The organism is Klebsiella sp. 64 (assembly GCF_018223915.1).
GTDB classification, from domain to species: Bacteria; Pseudomonadota; Gammaproteobacteria; order Enterobacterales; family Enterobacteriaceae; genus Klebsiella; species Klebsiella pneumoniae.
In genome coordinates this window covers 15,310-39,014 of record NZ_JAGRQZ010000037.1, presented here as the reverse complement: position 1 = coordinate 39,014, position 23,705 = coordinate 15,310, and the positions used below count along the sequence as shown (strand labels likewise).

Annotated in this window: 6 protein-coding genes and 3 pseudogenes; 2 read left to right on the top strand and 7 right to left on the bottom strand. The window is 49.8% G+C overall.

Annotation, left to right across the window (positions count from 1 at the left end; genetic code table 11):
- Position 1 precedes the first annotated feature (1 nt).
- Both KHQ23_RS23180 and KHQ23_RS26425 read left to right on the top strand, forming a co-directional pair.
- Positions 2-190: pseudogene (locus KHQ23_RS23180) on the top strand (hypothetical protein); the annotation flags it as partial.
- Between the two features lie 167 nt (positions 191-357).
- Positions 358-803: pseudogene (locus KHQ23_RS26425) on the top strand (inovirus-type Gp2 protein).
- Positions 804-1,225: 422 nt separating this feature from the next.
- Here KHQ23_RS26425 and KHQ23_RS23170 read toward each other — a convergent pair.
- From KHQ23_RS23170 to KHQ23_RS23140, 7 genes and pseudogenes are all read right to left on the bottom strand, one after another.
- Positions 1,226-3,880 (bottom strand): DEAD/DEAH box helicase family protein, encoded by a 2,655-nt coding sequence (locus KHQ23_RS23170; protein ID WP_032435518.1) that lies wholly within the window; start codon positions 3,878-3,880, stop codon positions 1,226-1,228.
- Positions 3,870-5,771 (bottom strand): hypothetical protein, encoded by a 1,902-nt coding sequence (locus KHQ23_RS23165; protein ID WP_031518861.1) that lies wholly within the window; start codon positions 5,769-5,771, stop codon positions 3,870-3,872. Before KHQ23_RS23165 ends, KHQ23_RS23170 begins: the two co-directional genes overlap by 11 nt.
- Positions 5,768-7,150, bottom strand: a complete 1,383-nt coding sequence (locus KHQ23_RS23160; protein WP_032435513.1) for a hypothetical protein — start codon at positions 7,148-7,150, stop codon at positions 5,768-5,770. Before KHQ23_RS23160 ends, KHQ23_RS23165 begins: the two co-directional genes overlap by 4 nt.
- Before the next feature lie 180 nt (positions 7,151-7,330).
- Positions 7,331-9,454 carry an ATP-dependent helicase gene (locus KHQ23_RS23155; protein WP_023343028.1) on the bottom strand — a complete coding sequence of 708 codons (2,124 nt, stop codon included), beginning with the start codon at positions 9,452-9,454 and terminating at the stop codon, positions 7,331-7,333.
- The gene (locus KHQ23_RS23150) at positions 9,451-15,792 is read right to left on the bottom strand and encodes a DEAD/DEAH box helicase (RefSeq protein WP_073553744.1); all 6,342 of its coding nucleotides are present in this window, start codon (positions 15,790-15,792) and stop codon (positions 9,451-9,453) included. The genes KHQ23_RS23155 and KHQ23_RS23150 overlap by 4 nt, the downstream gene beginning before the upstream one ends.
- A complete protein-coding gene (locus KHQ23_RS23145) occupies positions 15,792-20,705 on the bottom strand; it encodes a class I SAM-dependent DNA methyltransferase (RefSeq protein WP_032435509.1) in 4,914 nt (1,637 codons plus the stop codon). The genes KHQ23_RS23150 and KHQ23_RS23145 overlap by 1 nt, the downstream gene beginning before the upstream one ends.
- 2 nt (positions 20,706-20,707) lie before the next feature.
- A pseudogene (locus KHQ23_RS23140) lies at positions 20,708-23,566 on the bottom strand (DEAD/DEAH box helicase).
- Between the last annotated feature and the right edge of the window lie 139 nt (positions 23,567-23,705).

Genomic DNA, 23,705 nt, shown 5'->3' with positions numbered 1-23,705 from the left:
TGATTGCCTTGATGACTGGACCGACAACCTCAGGTTCAAAAAAGACAAGGAGATGGATATCTGGATCAATGACCGGCAGGCTGAAAACCCTGCGCTGACCAGTCTGATGGACGAGTATGTCTGCTTTGCATGGCGGACGACAGCGGAGCCACTGAATCAGGCTTCATCCATAGTCATGCAAGGGATTTGAGGGTTATTGGGGAGTGAAAATTAATTTAGGTTAATTAATATAATTAATAGGCAATCCCTTTTTACAACCATCCTCTTAATCCATGCGGTTACCCCAGCCATGGCTCTTCCTTAAGGCCAGGTGCATTCCATTGACTGGCCCTCGCCAGCACTAAAGAAATTCATCCTATGCAAAACAAACAACGATGGGAGCCAGACTGGTTTCGACAGTCACTTCTGAACAACCATATCGACAAACTGATAGAGCGCTATTCCTGCCTGCTGGCACTCCGAACAGATCTGTTTTACCAGGATCATACCGCTAAGTTTTTCCTGCGGGATCATCGGCAACTCGAATGAGATATCCGAAAGCTGATGAACCGTATGATGCAACTCGAAGCGGTGGTCGGTTTCTTCTGGGTTATCGAATGGACAGAAGACCACCACTACCATGCTCATGTCGTGTTCTGGCTGGATGGTAGTAAAACTCAGAATACCTATCCCTGGGCACAGCAAGCCGGTTTGTACTGGTGTATATGACCAAAACCCAGCAGAAATATGGGCTGTTACTGTTCGGTTGCAATGAGGTCCCCGAACGACCTTCAAGCAGACGGCCACGTAGGAATGTCTTCTAAGTAAGGCAATTTTTTACGCCAGCATCTCATCGTGTGAGAACCACACTACTCCCACCCTCATAACACCTTTAAACCATCCAACCGCACGGTGTCTGTCAGTCCTGCTGGGACGGTTAGACCTGCGAATTGTCTGGTAGGAACCAATACTATTTTTGCCAACTCCTTGATTGCTTTCGACGATAACGCTCTGGCCCCCTCAGGGTCAGGATAATTGCCGACAAAGAAAACTGAGATTTATGCTGGCAGAACTAGTGTCTGCACCACTGTTTTTTCTGGCACTGCGTTTTATGTAAAAATGATTGCGATGGAAAAAAATACTGCCTGACCTGTGGTGTTGTGACCCCAGTTTCTATTTAAAATAGTTTCCTGCAAAAAACTGCTCGTAACCACCTGATATATTATTACCGCATAAATGATAAACACTACTGATCAAACTTGGCTGGGTAAGGATCTTCTTTATCTTTATCCTTACAAGGATGCCGTAGCCATTTTTGCCAACCTTGAGGATCCTCCTGAATATCAATTTCGCTGTCAAAATCCTCCAGCTCGCAACTATCTAACTTCTCTTCAACACTGTGTTTATGGCGTATAAATGATGCCAACTGATCCTGGTCGAAGGTACCTGCAAGGTAGGGATAATTGATAATCATCTCAGCCGCCCCCTGGACTTGAAGCATTGTATTGATTCGACCAAAGAGGCGATCAACCCGTCCATTCCTCTGCTCGTTATCGCCAGGAGTCCAGGCGATGCCATAATGATGAACTTGATTGCATTGAAGATGAAGATTCACGCCTTCCTGCAACACAGAGGTTGCTACCAGCACATTAGGGAAGAAAGGTGAATTAAATCCACGAATTAAACGTTCGCGATTTTTTGACTGCCCGCTGGCATACCAACTTGGACTACTCAAGCTAGTGAACTCGCGCCAAGTATATTGAGTATTATCTAGTTTCTGGCCAACAATTTTCACACATAGCGTTTCGAAAGTTTCAACGGCAGCCACAAAATAACGTAGCATCAGTGATCCATTCAATTTTGGGGTGACCCATTCTACAAAATGCTGATATCGCTGCTGGACCTCACCTGTTTGAGGTCGACGGTTGAACTCTGTAAACCAGCAATAGAGCTCAATGATCACAGGACTGGCAAACAGGTAACCCGTGCGAAGATAGTTGGCAAAGTTCTCAATAATTGCCATACCGTTAGGCTGGTCACGCCACTTAATCAATTGCTCTTTTGCTGGCCGCGGCAGCTCATGAAACATCAATCCCCAGGCTGTGGGCAAAGCAGTGATATATTTGATTTTCTGAGCTGTTGTCGACTGCTGCAGCCGGGCATCTCTCGCGGCATCACCATAGCTGTCACGTTGACGTTCACCAGACTCTTTGCGGTAATGATAATGATAAGTCCCGGTCGTACCATCCAATGCAGGCTCAAGAAATAATGAAAAGAGGCTTTCAGGGCGACGGAAACGCAAACTAACGTTGGCGCAGTCGGTACTGCGCAGGCCCGTTTTCTTCATAACAAATAGCTCGGCAATTTTACTTGAAAGCTTTAGCTCGTTATCCGTTTCAGGCTCATCTGTCTCCCCGTCCTCCAGCATATGCTCATCAAAATCGGACTTTTCATTGGATTTTTCCGATAAAAGCTTAACAAAAATATCTCGGGACCAACCCGACTCTCGCCATTCTGCCAGCGCCTTTGCAGGTAGCTGCCAGACATTCATCAATCGCTCAGCCATTATTTCATCATAACGTGCGTTGATGCGCTGAGTAATTTCGCGTACAGATGGTATTCGACGAACAAAAACCAAATGCTTACTACAATGTAGCGGCTGAGACTGCTTGAACGGATCACTGGTAAAGCAGGCCTCTACCAGAGTGTCGTATTTGGGATGATCTGGAAAGCGGTTATAGATATCGTGAAACTGCCGGGTCAAGCTATTGAGCAGAGCAGAATCCGGCGCGTGGTTGAAGTCATTATGGATTTGCCCCTCTTCATCACTACTATTATCCCGCTCACTTGCGGTACTGCCCGTTGATTCAAACCCTTCAAGATAGCCATATAGCATGCGCCTGCCGCCACCTGCCTTTTTCTCTTTGTCCAGTTGAACCACGAGTTGTTTCTGATATAGAGCAAAAAACAACTCAGCATCCATCTTATTAGTAAAACTGGAAATGCTAGCGCGCTCATGACGATATTCATATTTGCTGTGGCTGCTCTCTCTGCCCTGCATTTTGCGCAGTCGGCGGATGGCAAAATCATTCATCAGCGCACGGACATCATCCTCTGCATAACGTTTTGGCATGTCACTGAAGTAGCTAAATATGTCATAAACATTTCGCGATGCTGAGTGATTTGGAGTTGCCGTCAACAACAGTACATTGCTCCCCAGCCGGTCCTGCGCATCACCAAAGAAGGCCTGAGCGGCGGCGGCACGCTGTGATCCGCTTCGGTTACGAAAGTAATGAGCCTCATCGATTATAATTAAGTCAAACCCTCCTTTTCCAAGAGCTTGCTTAATCTGCTGACGATATAACACGCCATAAGACGCGGCAGCATTTAAAGCATCTTTTTTTTCATCTGGAGGGACCAGACCGCTTAGTGAATGGATAGTAGTAAGGTAAAAATGGTGAGATTTTTTTTCCACAGCGGCCGCCAGCTCCGCCAGTCTGCCATAAATTTGTGGGGCATATTTTGTCTTACCCTCTAAAGTGGTAAAGGCATTATGTTCAGCCCGATAGTGTATCTCTGTGAAAATGCTAAATTCTCTCTCCCAGTTATCACAGAGCGTCCTGTTAGGTGCCATTACCAGAATGCGTGCATCAGGTTTTGCCTGCCATAACAACAACATTACTCCCATCGCCTGATAAGTTTTCCCCATGCCGACTTCATCAGCAAGGAGTGCCAGTCGTTGTTTATTCAGCAAATTCCACAACCCAGCCACCCCCTCTGCCTGCTTCGCCGCCATGCTGGAAGCACCGGATTGATACTGCCAGTGCGTATCAGTTGCATCGAAATTCATCACGGCTGAAACCTCAACCGGGGTAATGATCTGTTTTAACTTATTCGCCATAACTACAGTCTTCCATGATAGCAGCGAGATAACGTAGGCTAGTGGCATCGCTAGTTAGGGGGGGAATTGCAACCTGTAGAGACTCCCACAAGTGCACAGCCACAGATATGGCTTCAGCCCCTTGTTTGTGACGTATGCTTTTAACACGCTTTCTTGCCAGAGCGGCCAGAGTGTTAACTTCTTGGGCCAGAAACCAGTTAAATACTAGCTGAGTCGGTTGATTTATACGCTCCCTGGCTATTTCAGCCAATTCCTGTAAGCAACCTGGTTCACTGAACAAACGACGATACAGCTGAGTGCCATCGTCCGCGTCTGCTAGCCAGTTGCGCCGTTGTTGGATAGCCTGAAAGAGGCGGAAATAGCTAGTGGCATCTAAATTCATGGCTTGCGCCATCCCCTCACTTTGCTCTTCATCCTGCGCGCCAGCACAGCGCAGCATAAGGCGATCACTCAATGCGGGATCCACTGAATTCAGATAGCTGTTAAGTAAGTCATCTAGCGACTTAAAGCTCAACGCACGCCGGTGTTCAATACCGCTTTCAACGATCATGCCCTGCCAGTCGGTTATTCCAGTTCTACGAAGGGTATAAAAAGGGTTATCCAATACGGCATTGCTTTTTAATACCGTCAATTGCCGGGGCGATTTCAGACCTATACCGGTAGCTTTCCATACCAATTCATTTGCCCCGTTGATACCGGGCAATATCAGTTGATAACCTGACGCAGGCTTACCACCGAACCATTGCCCGGAAATCTGATACTCACATCGAGTCCAGTCAAAAATAACGCTCAGATCGAAAGGTTGAAGTTCATCAGGCTCCAGCGCCTCTTCCTCCAACAATGCTTCACTGGCGAAATTCTCTTCATTAACATCATCCCATTCTTTGCCGCAAATCGTGATGTTACGAGAGACCGGATGCACAATTCCCGCTTCTACATTCCAGTTTGCCTCAGGTAAGCTGCTGCAACCCGGGTTGGTGAAATTCCAGGACCCCACGGCAAGTTGCGTACCGGTATTGCTTTTCGCCAGCCAGAGCTTGGCGTGGGTCATCAATGCCCTATCGTCCTTGGGCACTGGAGAGCGATACACGGTAAGCTTTTTATTTGTAATCATTGCCTGAATACTGTCACTCCATCGAGTGCGGATATAACGTCCCTCAACCAAATCCGGAACCAGTTCTACGAGCACTTCATGCCCAATATTGTCGATAAACCCTGCTAAATCCTCAGCAAGATAAGGCGACCAAACACTGAGTGTATGAATCTCACCGCCGTTTTTTAATGCATCTAGCAGTGTGCAACCAGCCAGACTGTGAATAAATGACCAATCAGGATCATCACCGAGAAACTTGCGACGGGTTGGGAAAAATTCTTCATCATTCAGACTGTTATCAATTGTGGTAAAAAATCGTTTTACCTGCTGGTATTGGGCATTACTTGCAACACAACGAAAATCCACAGTTTCTTGATTTCGCCCCCACCCACTAAGCGTAAGGTTGGCACTGCCCGCACCCACAATAATCTTTCTGTAGTGATCTTCGAGATAAAATACTTTTGGGTGAAACAGCCCGCGCTCTTTATCCAGATAAGACTCTTCGCTTTGAGCCAGCTTACGCACCGACACCGGATATACCGCAATGGAGGTACGTTTCGGCTTTTCTTTCGCAATCATGCGCGGATCGCAGTAGATGCGGAAATCAATACCACTCTCATTCAGCGCACGCTGCAGACCTTCGTAATCCATACGACTAACGGGCGGGTCCATACCCAACACAGCAGGAAGTACCCACGTTTCAACAAAAGAGATATCCAGATTAAAGGTGGTGAGCCAGACACGTTTCAACATACCCATATCAGCAATTTGCTTTTTGAAGACATCTAACAGCTTCATGCAGAATGCCCCCATAAACCGTTCAGCAAATGTCTGAACTGTGGTAGATAATAACGGTTTACCCAGTCGCTATTCTGACGATCTTCGCGTAGCGAACATGGTGGTACCTGCAGCAAAATATCATCACCTTCAAGCAGGAGCCACGGGAACTGCCCCCTTGACTCCATTATCTTGTGATGATAATCCAGCAAGCCTCGAACCTGATCTTCCAGCGACGGCATACAGGCCAGTGCTAATAGTTGCTGAAAACGTCTGGCGGGCGTACCGGAAAGCGAGGAAAGGAGCACATCATTTTCCAGAAGCTGAGCCGCCTTTTGTGGCAGATCAAGTTCCGTAAGACCGCGCGACTGCCAGAATTGACGAAATTCTGCCAAAGTCTGACTACTCTGTCGGCGTAAGCCTGAAAACATCAGGTCGATCAGGGATAAAAATGGCTCCGCCTGACTGATATGTTGTAACGCCCTGAGGTCACTTTCATTCATTTCAGGCATACTTTTCGCCTGATGCATGGCACGTTTGAAAACTTCAGCATCTGTAAGCTCTAACTCGTCCAAACGTTCCTGCTTGAGTACCCGATAAATAGCACCCGCTGCATATTTATCTAACCCCGTTCTTTGTAGCCAGAATATTCGCGAATAATCCCCGACCATTTTCGGGTCGCGGAATGCCTTTACATACGCCTTTTTTAGGCCGAAAGGAATATCTTCGAAAAATGGGTTGAGGTCGCGCTTATGTGAGGCCTGCATTTTCAATTGCATGTAAGTCAATGCCGCTGCATGTAATTTTTTCAGCTCTGGTACATTCCGAATAAATGCCTCTGCTGCCTGCCACACTGGCTTGCTTTCCGGCAGATCATAGCGATAATCAGTAGAGAAAAAATGCATTTTCATCATTGGCGATTTATAGCGCCCATTGGTACCAAGAGCGATCTGATTAGTCAGTAACTCACTACTTTTCTCATGACCAAAAAATATCTGAGGATTTTTATTTGCAGCGTTCCATTTAGATCTGGCTTTATTAATACCCTGCACACCAGTGAGAGTGACACCTCTTTTTTCAGCCGCCAGCATGGAGTAGATATAAATATTTTCCAAATGGATCAGACAGGCAACTCTAAACTCATGTAATTGCTTTTTGGGATACAGACCTTTCATCACGCCTGAAGTTTGCAGCTTTTCATCGACCAGTATCTGGCGCAATACGCTGTGATGCAGCAGATTCAGCGTATATTGCCGTACATCATTTGCGATAGAAGTAATACGGCTATGAAAGATGTCCTGCCCCCAGGACGACCAGATGACTAATTGCCCAAGCGGATCCACATTCAACTCACCCGTTAGCGAGTCATCGTATTCAGTCAGAAATTTCTCGATGTACATTTCGTTGCGTCAGTCGCTTATGCCCACAGGGCTAACAACACGCAATCAGTGCACTGCGAAAGCCCTTCCATGTTCCACTTTCTTTCCTGGCACTTACCAAATCAGCAAATCAGTGGCCGATATTGATGAGTGCTAAAATGCAGATAACCAGAAGCTGTAGCTTCTGGTTATCTGGCTGGATTACTCGCTTTCAGGCTCCAGTAAAAAACTAGGTTTACCGTAAGACGAAACAAACAATCCTTTTACCGCGCGCGTTGCAGCCACATGGAGCAACGCTCGTTCATTAAATAATGCATCGCGCTGTTCTACAGGGTCATCAGATGCAATTGCTTTGACTTCCGGCACAACACCATCGTTGATGCCCGCAAGAAACACATACTGGAACTCCAACCCCTTAATGCGGTGCATCGTTGCCATACGCACACCAGGGCGTTGATCACTATCACCACTATCCTGACCTAAATTATAGGTCTCGATTCCAGCATCATTCAGAGCAGAAGCATAACGCTCGTAAGCATGCTTCGTACGAGCGGTAATGCAGATATCCTGGGAACGGACATCATTGGCTAACAACGCCTGAATTTGCTTGATAATCGTCGCAGCCTCTTCTTTAAAATCTGAAGCATGAGTGATCATGGGTTTTTCACCATGAAGCAATGATAAATAATCGTTGCTGGCATCAGTTTCACCATCCAGGTTGTCAACCTTAACGCCGGTTAACAACCCGACAGCAAACTGTCGCGTCTCTTCTGTAGTCCGGTAGTTAATTTTCAGTTTTTTACTACGGCGCCCACGAACGTTAATCCCACACTGACCTAGAACGACTTTATTGCGGTAAATACGCTGATGTCCATCACCCACGATAAAGAGATCGTTAGGAGACTCTGGAACCAGGCTACGAATAAGGGTAAAGGCCGGTGCGCCTATATCCTGAGCTTCATCGACTACGATACTGCTATAAGGCAATTGCACCTGTTTTTCTTTAAACAGAATGATAGCCTCATGCATGGCATCTCCCATCTCTCGCAGTTTGGCTCGCGCCATTTGTGCCCGGAACTCTTCGAACACAGGCCAGATTTTCGCACGCTGAATACGGGATAACGCCGTGCCACGACCAATACGACTCACCTTCAGATATTCTTCACGGCTGTAAACCGCATTCGGCTGAACAACACGTTGCCACTCTTCAGAATAAAAGTTATCCGGTAATCCCAATTCAGCAGGAACTTGCTGCAAGGCATAGTTCCAGCATTTACGTCGCCCTTCATCGCTGTCATAGACCACGCGGAAATCATATCCATGGCGTTTAAGCTGCTCGCTCATCCAGGCATCAATGTTAACAACTTCAATACGCGCCATCTCCTCACGGCTACACAAACGCTGGAGGTTGGCGCGAATATCCGCCGCCAGGTTACGGGTGAAGGTTGTGAACAGAACTTTTTTACCGGGTTTATCGGCCAGGCGTTGGGATAACCAACGTGCACGATGCATCGCAACAACTGTTTTACCCGTGCCTGCACCACCTAACACTCGCACCGGACCATTTGCCGGAGACTCCACCAGTTTTCGCTGGCTCGGGTGCAGGAATACACGCCATTTTTCCAGTGGCGCATTGAGCATTTGCAGTAGCTCCTGTTCATTTTCAACGACATGGAAACGACGTTTACTTCTCTCAATTGCCTCAATAAAGTCGTTGGTATCAACAGGCTCATCACGGTGATCGTTAAACTCCTCCAGCACTTCCTGGTAATCCAGACCTTCTGCCAGCCAGTGTAGGGGCTCCCAGGCTTCTGCTGGCATCACGCTTTCCAGCTGATTCAGCCCTGTGGTATCCACAAGAGCCATCACCTGCTCAATAAACACAGGAGGAACACCCAGTGCGAGGATCTGCTCTGCCGTATACGCAGCAAAGAGTTTGGGTTTATCGACAACAGTCGGCTCGGGGGTAGGTTTGATATAGCTGGTATCAATCACCTGAATCGCACCGGTTACCGGGTGAATCGCACATTCGTGTCGCCGCGCCCAGTCGTAGGCTTCGTCGTGCTTATCCACCCACATCAGCATATACAGAGCACCCTGCTCAGGTTTCAGGACGATCCCCCGGTAGGTTTGGTCTATACGCACGGAATGCACATTATTGCTGCGTGCATCGTGGATCTTTTCGTAGTTCAGCCCATTACTCGTCGGATCCTGGCGGAACTTAGAGATGAATTCCTGGACCTTTTTTTGCTGCGCTTTAGGAATCCGCGCAAAAGCCCCCAGAAAACCATCAGAAAGTGCCACCTTTGGCGTTGGAATCGTCATTTGTCACCTCCGGACAGATGCTGCAATGTATTTTCGTCAATTGGCCCGAATGCAACGTGCCAACCCTTACTTGCGAATAAAGCAGTAAACTCCTGATTATCAATAATCAAGGCTTGCTTTTGTAATGGCCAGGCGAGATCGGCTTCTGCAATAATTTCGCCATCGTCATCCTGCAATTCATATCCAACCGTCGGTGCCGGTAGTGATAACGACTGAAGCAAAGCGATTTCTTCTGCGCCCAATAAGCCAAACTCAAGTATTTCTGCCCAGCTCTCGTCAGGCTGAATATCCACTACAACCGAAGTCTGCATTTTTACCGTTTCAGCCTCCTGCGGTAAATGAACCGCTTTACGGCTGGTAAATGTCATATCTGGCAGGAACTGCAGTAAATTCACCATCCACCAGAAACCGTTAAATCCGGCTTCATAGCCATCATCCTGGGAATAACGATCGTCAAAGCAAATATGCAGCCTCAACCAATTTCGCATTTGTTCAATGCTTGTCGTTGATTTAATGGCTTGTTGCGGTACAACAGCTGCCAGCTCAATGAACTGTTGTGATGAACTACAGCTATCCAGTAAACCACCAAATACAAAAGGTTCATCAGGCAAAAGTGCATTCAACCGATAAGCGGGAGCGTTCTCCTGCATTTCATAGGCGTACTTTTGTTTGGCTCCAGTATCCTGCGACTTTTTAGGATCCAGCCACACCCAGGCAAAGGCAGCGGCCATTTTCTGCCATAGCATAGTTTTATTACCGGGATCAGAGAGATAATCGAGTAGCAGTGCAAAACTGTTTCTCTCCCGGAATGAACCTTCAAGCGTAGCAAAGTTTGTATCATGGAACAGGTTATAAAACTTAGGCTGTTTCATATCCGGATTATGGCCAAGCCCCATAACATTCTGTACATGTTTAATGCCTTGTTCTTGAAGGTCAGCCCAGGTCAGTGTCCATACCCAAAAATTACCGCTGTCTTTAATCGCCTGCCGTTTTTGGACATCATCCGACACGCTATCTTTATGAAAAGCAAAACCATCCAGGAAAATTGCTACCGGTTTTATCTTTTCTGACTGCATCAGAGGATAGAGCACATAATCTGGTCGGCTAAGGATGCCTACTCCTTCTTTAACCCCTAAATCAACCTGTGCTTTGAGATGCCAGCTCATCGCCGGTTCTGTACGGATATTAATAATCCAGCCTGCATTCTGATGGGCATAACTCCGGCTCACGAGAAGATTTTTGTTATCCTGCAGGCAGTGAATGAACCGTTTTTCCAGTTCACTCCCCATCATGGCATCAAGCGAAATGTTTTTGATGGAATCAATAACGCGTATAGCAGCACTGGCCTTCAGGATTTTCGCCAGTAAGAGACGCGCCTGATCTCTTGATACATACTTCATACGCCCGCGGTCACGGTAAGCGTAAACACAGCGATAGCAGCCGTCTTTATGCGTATCATGGTTGCAGCTGCATTCCACTAGCGCCTTGTAGGCCAGCTCAAGTAATTTCAGCAGGTTGTCAGGTGTACGCATCAATTCTTTGAGTGAGCCGGTTCCCCCTGGTACGGTGTCGTAAATCACCAGATACTGACGCCAGGATTCGCCCTCATTTTCCGGCTCGCGATACACCACGCCTTTCAGATGATCCACGTTACCTTTGAAGTAATGTTTAAGCCCAAGCTGAATGGCTGCCCCTAGGGAGGCTTCCACCACGCGATCGTTGCTGTAGCTGGTCACTGGCAGCAGGATACGCAATGCCTCAGATTCCAGTTGGCGATAAAGGTAGAGATAATCTTCAAACTTCGCTTTTTCGGGTTCAGCGCGATATTTACAGCTCAGGTCATGACGTGGTTCATGATCTCGAGGGCGCTGCACCATGCCGCAGCCGAGGCAAACTTTAAACCCGGTGCGTTTCTTTGCCTCTCCTGCGATCATCAGCTCATTGGCATCATCCGCCATTTTGCCAAAGTTGATATCTCGCAGAGTCACTTTGCTCAAAAACTCAAAGCCAAACGGGATTTCTCCTTCATCAATAGCATAAGCGGCCGATACATCCTCTTTTTCGAAGCTGACCAGTAGCTGTCGCTGAAAGAATGCCGGTTCGCGACTATCGCTCTCATCACTGATCTGGCTGTCACGCGCGCTTGAGCGGGCATAAACCTGACGAAGCTTCAGTAATGTCGTTTTTTGCCCGGCATCAGCCCAACCTGGTGTGCCGCATTTTGGACAGTATTTATGCTGATCGCCAGTCTGATCGATATTCTCGCTGTAGTTACAGTGGCTGCAAATACGCCAGTTTTCAGGCTCAGACACTTTCAGATCAATCTGTTCGATTTCAACTTTATGCCCACCCGCATAGAAGTTATTCAACGGGGCAAGCTCAGCCAGCGCCGTTGAAGCCGGACGTTCGTATTCGTAGGTCGTGTTCTGATACTCACGCGTTTCCCCACCGTCCTTGCGCCGCCACAGCACAGAACGCAGCGTAATACCGGCCTCCGGGAAGGCATAGTTGGGAAGTAATCCTTCATCGGTGAGGAAATTAAGCGTTTGCTTGTTATTGATCTGGTTCACCAGCGTCATTAGCGCCTGACGTTCCGAAGTCAACTCGCGCATATCGCTGTCAAAGTTTTGATCGTGCGGGTCGCTATCCAGCTTGTCGATACTGCGCTTGAGTTTATCAATTCGGGAACGCAACGATTTGCGATCCTCCACCAGCAGTTTTAATGCTTGTTCGATACGTTGAACCAGAGAACGCTGCCCTGGTGCCCCTTGCAAATATGACAGTAACTGTAGACGAGTGTCTTCCGTAAGATCAGGGAAGATGGATGAGAACTGCTGAGCAATATACACATGATGCTGATCAATATAACGCAGGAAGTTATAAGGGAACCCAGACTTGTGTCCAAACTCCAGCTCGTCCAGCATCTGCTTCACGTTTTTGCTGATAGCAGATACCGGAACACCTGTTTTCACCCAGTTGTCCATGCAGAATGCGGCCAACTGACGCTCCAAAATAGCCGTTGCGTTCAGGAACACACCAGGGGCCTGTACCTGCCCTTGCATCATCTCCAGAGGCTCTTCAAAGAAGAACTGATCGTGCGGGTTCCCCTCAGCCACCGTGATGTTAAGTGCATTGCCGTCTTTACGTCCGGCACGACCAATACGCTGTAAGTAATTAGCCTGCGCGGGTGGAACAGAACAGAGTAATACTGTAGAAAGGTCACCCACATCGATCCCCATCTCCAGCGTCGGTGTTGCCGAAAGCAGGTTGATATTCCATGGCTGACTACCACGATAGAACGATTGTTCCGTAGCCTCACGATCTTCACGGCTCAGTAATCCGGTATGCTCTGCCCCCTGAACACGCGCGATGTCCATATTATCCCAGTGCCAGGTCACAGCATTTTCAACTTCCTGATAGCGGCCTTCACAGCGCAGAGAAAGACATGGCGCGTTTCGCCAGTGCCACCCCTGATCGGCCGGTGCCCGAACAACCTCACGACAGCAAGAGCAGTTTAGCTGAATAACATCTCGGCTCACTACCAGCGCTGAAGGTACCAGCCCCCAAGCTTCTTTGCCTTTTGTGTCAAAGTCTTTTACCAACCCGGCCATTTTCAGTGTCGCAAACAGACGTCGTAAAACCGTCTCGGCCAGGCTGCTGATAAACAGATTATTGCCGTTGCTGAGCGTTCGGTTGATCCAATGCTGATACCAGCTGGGGTTAGATTTCGCACCAATCAGGCGATGGAAGCCATTTATTTTTTCAAACGAGGCATAGGCGGGTTTACGCGTTTTCGGACCAATAGACGGCATATAGCGCGAAGTTCGCTCCTTCTGCGTCATCATAAAGGTCTTACCCTCACGCCGATAACTTTCGAACGCCGGATGCAGAACAGCTCCCGCCTGCCGCTGATGCCAAAGGACACCAATTACCAGGTGTGCCACTTGCTCAACGCTAACCCCAACCATTTCATCACCCAGCTCTTCGACAAGCTGTTGGTGAAGCGCCGTTATCGCTGAATTGAAACGTGCAACATCAATTCCTGCAGCTGCGTAACCGGTGGCCTCCAGCGTACGTCCAATTCGTGCGCGTAGGGTAAATTCGCTGTATACCTCCCAGTCGAGACGAAGAGAAACCAGCTCCGGTAAATCGGAACTCTCTGCCAGCTGGCCTTCGTTCTTCAGCGTCTGGTAATCGTTCATCCACTGCATGTTGGGCGCGATGAAGCTCGCGGCAAAATGAGCATCATCCGGTGAACGTTCACGCGTCTGCTGGCAGACGCGTGCCGCAAAGGCATCCAACGGTAACGTTTCTTTTTCACCCAACACGCTGGCGATTTGTCCGCGTACCATCAACGGCCAGGTTCGGGCGGTAAAGAAGCTGGCGCGGTGTGCGGCATCCTGTACCGAGTCAGAAAACGTAATCAGCTTTTTATGTTCGTTGAACTGGCTGCCATAAAGTTGATGGATCATCACCGCCGACAGGCTGGCTGCCTGCGACCCAAGAATCGAAATACTCTGTTTGCTGTTGCAGTACGGACATTCGTTAGCAAATTCCAGCTCATCCTTACGCTCTTTGAGCATATCCGGGATGAGTACTTGTAGCAGATCAGTATGGCCACAATGCCCGCACTGTACGTTAGTCTGCTTGTTAAGCTTTAAACAGGAAGGGCACAGTTTCTGGTGAACACCGCTGACCGGTTTATCGTTGTTATCCGGGAAGGCAAGCACAATAGAACGGCCTTTTTCGAAGAACTGACGATAAATACCATCCAGGTCGGTTTCGAGTTGAACACTCTGACCATGGCGCAGGCTCGCCCAACCGGTAGCATGGCAGTCACGACAGTGAATAACGGGAAGATAATGTTCGCGATCTTCCACCGCGACATCATCGGCAAAGACAAGCTTAGGTGTTTTTGACACGCTGGCAACCAGGCGGCGCATCTCGCGCAACCACAGCTGAGAACGTAGTTGCACAAAAGGCAGAACGGGACGCGCTTTATTCGCCTGCAGGCGCTTTTCCCGATCTTCCTGTTTTTCTGGAACCTCCAGGCGTGCCTGGGCAATTAGTGCCAGAATGCTTTGCAGCACGCGGGTTGCATGCCCGGCGCTTTCCGCCAGCATCACCTGGAGATTTTCCAGGCACTGCTGTTCCGACAAAATTCCCCCCTGCAAATCCTCAAGGAGTACGTGCAGGATGCTGTGGCGACGTAACAGTGAGCCCAACTCAATACGCTTTTCACGTCCGAGATCGCTGTCCAGATCGGCAGGTAATTGCAGTGAACTATCCGGGAACCACAGCGGAATTTGTCCGTTCAGATAATCTACCGGGCTGGCGTACGCTTGCGGATCCAGCACAGCGCTGGCCTCCTGGCCCGGATACTGACTGTACTCAATGGTATAACCCTGCAGATACTCTGCCGCCGTGTAGCGATCTTCGCGAATAACCGCGTCATCGCTAAACGGCTGATCAAAGATCGTTTTCGCGTAATCGAGTAGTTGTCCCAGTTCGTCACCTACGGTAGCCGACGTCCCCACGCAGGCAAAACGCTTGTCATCGACACCAATATGATGCTTTAAGCGGCGCACCAGACAGGCCAGATCCGACCCCTGGGCACCATCAAACGTATGCAGTTCATCCACCACCAGATAACGCAGTGACCCAGGCTGGTTATAGCGCCAGAGTTTCTGATCGCCGGGGCGCATCAGCAGGTAATCCAGCATCTTATAGTTGGTCAGCAGGATATCCGGCGGGTTCTCACGCAGGGTATGTTTGCAGGTGATGACTTTATCCGCAGACATCTTTTTGCTGGGTTCGATTTCACTGTCGCCGACAAACAGGCCGACGGTTACTTTGCCATGCAACTGCGGATCGCTGGCGATAGTTTTGGCGAAACGGCTGGCCTGATCGGTTGCCAGAGCGTTCATCGGGTAAATGATGATCGCTTTAACACCGGCCTCTGATGCCCCCGCACAATGGTTAAGCAGCGGGAACATAAAACATTCCGTTTTACCAGAACCCGTCCCGGTCGCCACCAGCGTCGGTTGAGGCATCTCGATACCCAGGCGCTGAAACGCCTGCGCCTGATGCGCGTGCGGTGGGAACGGCAGCGTCAGGTTAGGGAAGAAGTTCAGCGGTAAGTCACTTTTACGAAACGGCAGCTGAGCGGAAAGATACGGCCCTTTCAGCAGCGTTTCCGGCTGGGACAGAAATTGCTCCAGCATCGAGACGTTATTATTTTCTTCACCATTAAACAGCGGGCTGTTAAGCGGGAAGGCTGCCCGTAAAAAGGAAGCAACGCTGTCGGCAACCTGCCGACTGACAACAGAAGGCAGCATCACGCGCTCTCCTTATCTTGTGCAAAGAATGCCCAGGCCACTTTGTAATCATCTTCGCGGTCGGGTTTGATAAACGGAGCCTGCCAAGTGACGGTTCGGCGCTCGCTTTCATCGCTGCGGGTATAGTCATCAAAAGTGACGCTGACGGTACCGGCTTGCAGATGCTTGACATCATCCCAGCCAATAGCTTTATCGGTACAGTCGCCACCGGACCAGTCCGGGCTGTCGATATCAAAGACAAAGCCGTTTTTCAGGTCCGCTTTACGCGCGGTACGCGGCAGGCCGACGCCCACCAGCCCTTTGCTTGGGGTAAAGATAATGCGGCCGTTTTGATCGTACCATGTATCGGCTTCGTACTGGCGCATCACCGGGAACTGAACGCGATAGATGGTGAGCAGTTCTTCGAGAGTTAACCCCAGCGCCTGCGCAACCAGTACGTCGATTTCCACTAGCGCCTGACGACGGCTGTAGTCGGAGCGCAAGGCGCAGTTACGCTGCCACTCTGGGGTCAAATTGGTGAAGAAATCTTGTGGGAGTTGCGGGAGATTGCGGCTCCAGCGCTGGGTGTTGAAATCTGGGGTATAGCAGGATTGCCAGAAATCAGAATAACTCGTGGTTAATGCACTTAATGACATGACACGAGCAGATAAGTGATGCGCTGTTTCAACAAAATCAGGCAACGCGTATTCTTCTATACTCTGATGAAGGTTAGTTCTGCCTGACAACTTCATCATGAAATCATAAATCAGAGAATATGCAGCTCCAGAGACGCGAATAAGTAAATCGGATGAATTAAAACAATATGTTCTCACGCCGTTAGTATGAGCTACATCTTTTGGTACTAATGCAGGTACTAATCCTTTTTCAGCTCCAATACTAATCATAGCTCTCAGAGCCAAGCGATAATAATCCGTCACCTTCCTCGGTTCATCTTCGCCTGGTTCAGTCCACGTAACGCGTGGTGTACGTTTGGCATATTCCTGCACATCACATGCCGGAATATAGTTAGTGCGTGGCAGATAGTCATCAGGCAGAGTTAGCAGGTCGAGGCAATCATAGTGTCCTTTCTCTGTGCAAATCTCTCGTGGTGTTTTATAAAGCGGAGTTCCGACATAGAAATGTGGGCCAGACAGAATCCATTGTGATGTGTCTTCCGGAAATTGGGTATGCCGTTTAGTCGTTCCGTCAGCTTGAGCATATGTTTCATCAAACATGACGGTGGAGAAATATTGCCCCTGCAAGTCCCCCAACCGTCTGGGCTGCTTTGCAAATTTTTCAAGTACAGAAACAAGCGGTTCAGCATGAAGCGCAGGAAGTCGAGCCTCAAGAGCCGGCGTACCCTCTTCATCATAAAGACTGGCAAATAGTGCAAGTCGCTCCATTCCAACAGCCAAAATACGGCTTTGATGCCCCGCTTCATTCCAGGAACCTGTTTCGTCATCTTTAATGCCACCAACTTCACCGGAGCCATCATGAGCAAAGCAAAGCTCGATCGTTTTGGCTGAGAAAAGGTTAGCAATATTAACAAACTCAACATGATCGTTTTTTGTACTGGAATAAATATTAATGCTGTACTTAACTCTATCGCCAATAGGGAACAATATTCTCTGGTTCTGAAACTGAAAATGAGCCCTCAACCTCGGATACACCGACGCACGCAACTGACCGCCTTTCGGGTCGTCATAAATCCCTTCCGGGTGCAGGAAACCTGCCACGCCTTTCTGCGCCCCTAAGCGCCATGCCTGCGGCAGGAAGCATTTATACAGATTGGTCTGCACACCACGCAGTACAGGGTAATTCTGCTGCGCATTCAGGAAGTTCTGCATCCCTTCACAGCCTTCATACTCGCTGCGCCAGGCCGCTTCCAGCGCCGGAATGGCGTTAAAGGTATCAGCACGCAACGTCGCCAGCTTCGAGGCGCTCAGCTTACGCAGCACGAATTCCGGCTCGTAGTCACCCAGCACGCCAGCTTCCTGCCATTCTACTTTCAACCACGGCGGGTTTCCGAGCATCAGGTCAAAACCGCCGCACTCGGCGAACAGATCGCAGAATTCCAGATCCCAATGGAAGAAACGGTGCTGCTTCTTCAACGCATCAACAATCGCCAGACGCGGCAAATGGCGGAACAGCACATCTGTTTTCAGGCGACCGGCGCCGGAAAACAGCGAAGACTCTTCACGCACCATGCCCTCGTCGGCAAACAGATCGCCGGTGGCCTGTTCTGCGGCTTCAGTGACTCTTTCCGTGACGACAATACCGTCAAGCAGAGTCTCCATCTCCATCAGCCACATACCGCGATCCGGCAGTTCATCCACTTTGTCGATCGGCCAGAACCATAGCGCACACCAGTAGTCCATCACCCAGCGCAGTTTCTGATAGGTACTGTTATCTTCGAGGCGACCGCTGAAGGTTTCATCTTTACTGCGTATAGAAGAGCGGACTTGAGCCGTATTATCCGCAGGCCATACTGGGTAATTGTCGGCGGTTTTCTGGCGCTCGGCTTTCAACTGCTGTCGGAATGTGTTCCAGAGCGCTTCCACTTTGCCACTAATGCGCTGCACATCAGCAACCTCATGCGCTTCAAAGCTTTTGGTAAACTCTTTGCGCCAGCTGTCCAGCGCTTTGAAATCATCCGGATAGCGCTGTTTGACGGTTTTGTCGCTGTAGTTGGCCATACCGCTGTCCGGCAGCAGGAAGTGGAAAATCTGCTTCTCCTCGCGTGGAATATTCATCGCCAGCTCGGCCGGTTCACTGTTAAGCCAGCTCGGATCTTTCGCTTTTTTGTAGGTCAGCTCGCTCTTGTTGAACACCTGACGGCGTGCGCCCACCAACGAGTTGCCACAGTGCAGCTGGTAGCCAAACCACGGTACAAATGCATCGCCGCTGATGGCATTCAGCCACAGCGACACTTCCGCCAGCTCCACCGCCACCGGGTTTAAGTCCACGCCGAATACGTTGTTGTCGGCAATGTACATTTTCACCCGTTGCAGCTCCTGGGTGTAGCGATCCTGAGGAATGCGGCGACCTTCCGCCTGCTGTTTGTGGAACAGGTAAGCTTCCGCCAGCTGGTTGATGGCTTCGTTAAGGAACGCTGCGCTGCCCATCGCCGGTTCGCACACGGTGAGGTTTAAGATTGCATCGGCTTTGGCGTGCAGATCGGTAATCGGATCAATCTGCTCTTTAAACAGCTCTTTCAGGGCATATTTGACTAACGAGCGGGTCAACACTTCCGGGGTGTAATAAGAGGCGGATTTTTCGCGGTCGCGCCCGGCCATGCGATAGATAAAGCTGCCTTTACGATGAATACGCAGGCTGCCGTCTTTTTCGTAGACCTTCTCGTCGTCGTGGTATTTGCCGATCTCGTCTTTGCTGACGAAATAGCCCGTCTCCAGCTCGTTAAACTCTTCTCCGGCTTTTTTCACCTCGTAGAGATCGTCGCTGGCGAAGAATCCGCGGTAGGAGAGCAGCGCTTCATACACTGCACCTAACTGGTTGATACCCAATTGGCGATAGGAGATACGCCCCCGGCGATTAAAACGTCCTTTACCCGGGCGGCTTAACGACATCGCCTGAATAATTTGTTGCAGTGTTTCGTTGCGGAACACCACACGGTTAAGAATACGGGTGTTATTCGCTTCAAAAAGATGGCTTTCCAGACGCGGCACGCTGAACTGATGGCTGTGAATAGTGATCAGGTCGCCGCTCTCCAGGTCGCTCTGCATTTTCACGCCGCCGCTGTAGCCGTCACGCACCAGTTTGAACAGCATATTCAGGCTATCGTGGAAGTAGCGCCCATTGCGATCTTCTTCGCTGGTCAGCGGGATCATCTCCAGATCGCGCAGCGTTTCCAGGCTGTAGCCCTGCAGATAGGTTTTGGCGGTCATCGGCGCATAGCCCAGTTCCGGGCGCGCTTCGATATAGAACAGGAACAACAGACGATACATATACCGCAGGCATTCGCGGCTCAACTCATCCGGGTTAATAGCACGTTTCCCGGTATAATAAGCCAGCTCGTTGTCGATGAGATAACGCATCGCTTCATTACCCAACAGCTCAATGCTCTCACGCAGGGCATATTTCAGATCTTCCGACACGCCAAACGCATGTTTGTGCGAATTGTCATCCAGCGAATCGAGGTACGGTGCACCGCTGCCTGGCAACAGCGAATCTTTGTGTAGCAACACCGACGTCGCTTTCAACGTATCCGTTTCACGACGGCTTAAAATTTCTTCAAAATCAAAGCGCAGCAGGCGGTTTTGCGCCCACTTAGTACGATCCAGCAATAACAGCTGGCGGTTACCGAGCAGCAGCACAAAACGCGGCGGTTCATTTTGCGTGAAGACCACCGTGGAGAGCAGATCCTGCCAGCTGCGGTATTCGCCGTTCGCTTTTTTACGCAGACTGTCGCGCTTATGTTTATCGGTATCTGCCGGGAACTGCGCGGTCAGCAGCGACAGCGCCAGCGGATCCAGCGTTCCTTCTTCCTGGTCATGTGCTTCGACAATCCACAGCCACGGACTGCCGTCGGTGCTGTTGTAACGAGCCAGTACCGGCAAAGGCGTATCGTCATCCAGCATCTGAATATGCGGATTGAGTTCATAACCCAATGCCTTTAATAGCGGCTGCCAGCGAGTGCGTTGATCGGCAAGACGCTGCGGGATCTGGCGCTGTTTTTCATGATCAGTGAGTTTGCGGAAAAACTCTGTCGCCAGGCTGTTAAGCTGGTTCCACGGCGCGCGGTAGCCTGCCTCAACCTCTTTGCCCTGTTCACGGGCAGCGCGTTCAGCCTCGCGAGCGGCATTTTCCTGCTCAATCCAAGGCTCCAGAACATCACGGATGTCGCTGGTAAAGACTTCGCCCAGATAGTGGTTGGAGTAAAATTCGTTTTCGTTATTAATACCGACCAGCGCCATAATTAGCCCTCCGCTCCGGTGATTACAGCAATAACCTGGATGTAGGGCTCTTTTTCGGTGGTCATGGTGTCCTCAATCCATTGGATATAACTGTCAAAATTGTGTTCGATTTCTCGCTGACGTTGTTCTTTGCGGCTCTGTTTCACCGAAAGCTGCTGTTTATTATCGGCAAAATCCAGCTCCAGTTGACTCAGCTGACGCCCACGCAGAACATCCAGCTTCTGTAGATGCTCATTGAGCTGCTGATTGATACGCTCTTCAAAAGCATTTCGATCGTGAACAAACACATCCCGCGCATGGGCGATTGCCGCCTCCAGCAGATCCTGCTGGCGTTGATGGTTGCGATCTTTGCCGCCACTGTTAGTCAGCTTGCTACTCAGTTGCGGATGTCGTTTCAGGAACTCAGCAAAAGGCAGGCTACCGCTTAACGTTTCGCGGTTAAAGCTGACCACCAGCCACGGGTTCACCATCGGGTGCGACTTACGGTTCGGGAACAGCCCGGAAAGGATGAAATGATCTTCATCAGGCTCAAACAGGTGTGGCAGGCGCATCACCGGAGCCTGGTGGCGACCAAAGGCGGACTGAATTTTGTCGTCTAACCACTGCACGACCGGGTTAATTTGCCAGAGATACTGCACATCGGGCCAGGCATGTTGCTCACCACGCGCACGCGAAATGGCTTCCGTAATAACAGTTTTGTCCTGGCTTAGATAAAGCTGCCAGTTTTCCGGCGCAATTTCCGGCGGTAACTGGTTAAAGCGACGGCGTAACTCCTCCGGTGCGACCAGCGATAAGGTGTTATCAGGCAAGGTATCGTATTGCACGGTCTGGCCGCAGGCCTTCAGATAGCCCAGCGCTTTTTCGCAGTATGCCTGCTCATTATCAAACAGGCTAATGTCCCTTTCGGTCACGGTTGAGGCATCGCTGGACACTGCGCTGCAGATTTCGCCAAACAGGTCGTGTTCAGAATTTTCAGTGACATTGCTATTCAACAGGTCGTCGAACAGGCTGGCGCCATCGTCCTGCATCATGAATTCAGCAACCTGCTCTTCTTCCTCTTCCTGGGTAAATTTGCCGGTAAATTCGGAACTGTCGCCGATATTCTTCTGCGCCTGTTCGTCTTTATTGATCAGCACTTCCAGCACGCGCATATCACCGTTGATCTGCGGTTCACTGGCTTCAGTCAGCAAGTAACGGATCTGTGGCTGGTGTTTTTGCCCGTAGCGGTCAATACGTCCGTTACGCTGCTGGAATACCATCAGCGACCACGGAATATCGAAGTGAATCATTTTATGGCTGAGGTGGTGCAGGTTGATACCTTCAGACGCGACATCCGAGCAGATGAGCAGGCGCAGCGGAGACTGGGATTTGCCAAACGCTTCGACGGTTTCCATCAGAACTGTATCGCCCTGATCGCCTCGCAACGTGGCAATTTGATCGTCTTTCAGCTTGAGATCGGAACGCAGTTGCTGCTCAAGGAACTCAAGCGTTTTGATACTCTCGGTAAAGATCACCAAACGATCTTCCGTGTTATTCGTTTTCCAGCGGAGATCGTTACGGATGGTCTCCAGCAATAACTGATACTTGCTGAACTGACTGGCATCAATATTATTGAGTGCCAGCAGCAATGACTCTAATTCGTTAATCTGGCTCTGACTGTTTATTTCTTTGCGGTTCTCCAGCCGCTTCAGGCGGTTAGCCACCACGCTGGCACATGCCATTGGACTGGAGAACAACGCTTTTTCGAGCGTAATTTTGAACAGGCGGCCTTTATTTGACCGCGAGTCTTCATCATCATCGTCACGGAACTGACTCTCAACCAATCGGCGGTAGGCTTCTTCTTCAGCTCCGGTTGCCGGGCGCATCAATTTGACGATATTGCGCTCCGGAAACTCGCCAGCCATCTGATCTTTTACGTCTTTTTTAAAGCGACGCACAACCAGATTTTTGTCGGCAAAATCGGCGTATTCATACTCTTTAGGATTAGCAATGGCCGTCGGGTCGAGCATGTTCATCAGGCTAGCAAAACTTTCAGCCTTACCGTCATGCGGCGTGGCCGAGAGCATAATCAGCGTATCGCTACGCCCGGAGAGCAATTTTGCCAGTTTGCTGCGTAAGGAACTGGTCCCACGTTGAGCGACGTTATGTGCTTCATCGATAACAATAATATCCCACCAGGCGTTTTCCAGGTGGTGGCGATATTCGATGTCTTGTTTCAGAGTATCGATGGAGATAATGGTCTTATCGAAATAGTGGAACGGGTTGTGGTTGGTTGGGATGCGGTTACGCACCTTTTGTAAACCAGCGGAGTCAAGTCGCGTCAACGGAATAGCAAAACGGCTCCAGAACTCTTTCTGGAATTGCGTGAGCATGGATTTAACCGCCAGCACTAGAATGCGTTTGCCACGTCCACGGCGAATCAGCTCTGAAACCAGGATACCAGCTTCCAGCGTTTTACCCAGCCCTACCGCATCAGCAATTAATATCCGCTGGCGCGGTTGCGCCAGTGCCATGCGCGTGGGATCGAGCTGAAAGGGCATGGAGTCCATCGCAGCCTGATGCCCAAAATGGACTTTGCTGTCAGTCGGGACGCGTTGGCGTAGCTGGCCCTCTATGTACAACTGAGCCGCCTGGTAATTGGCTGACTCATCTTCCACCAGATTTGTTTTTGCTGGATCGAGAATCTCGACTTTTTGCTCCAGCTTTGTCAGAAATAGCCCTTATTTACCGCGTACCAGCTCCGAAATTCCATCACAGGTCAGCAGGTGACCACCATCTCCGCTGTCATCCGCCCGGCGAATGCGCCACTCTGCATCACGAATAACCACCCGCATCCCAGGTGCATAATTTTGCTTATTCATCGGTTTTTCTGTCTGTATGAGGCAGTGGCGGTAACACTATCCCGAGCGATGTGGTGCGGCACACTGCGATAAAAAAGGGGGCTTTAAAGATAACATGAAGGGCCGCGTCAGGGGGTATAAAATGGAATGTAATGCGCAG

Excerpts from the sequence above, each read along its gene's own strand:
- KHQ23_RS23170 (WP_032435518.1), bottom strand. The coding sequence starts at position 3,880 with ATGGCGAATAAGTTAAAACAGATCATTACCCCGGTTGAGGTTTCAGCC.
- KHQ23_RS23165 (WP_031518861.1), bottom strand. The coding sequence starts at position 5,771 with ATGAAGCTGTTAGATGTCTTCAAAAAGCAAATTGCTGATATGGGTATG.
- KHQ23_RS23160 (WP_032435513.1), bottom strand. The coding sequence starts at position 7,150 with ATGTACATCGAGAAATTTCTGACTGAATACGATGACTCGCTAACGGGT.
- KHQ23_RS23155 (WP_023343028.1), bottom strand. The coding sequence starts at position 9,454 with ATGACGATTCCAACGCCAAAGGTGGCACTTTCTGATGGTTTTCTGGGG.
- KHQ23_RS23150 (WP_073553744.1), bottom strand. The coding sequence starts at position 15,792 with ATGCTGCCTTCTGTTGTCAGTCGGCAGGTTGCCGACAGCGTTGCTTCC.
- KHQ23_RS23145 (WP_032435509.1), bottom strand. The coding sequence starts at position 20,705 with ATGGCGCTGGTCGGTATTAATAACGAAAACGAATTTTACTCCAACCAC.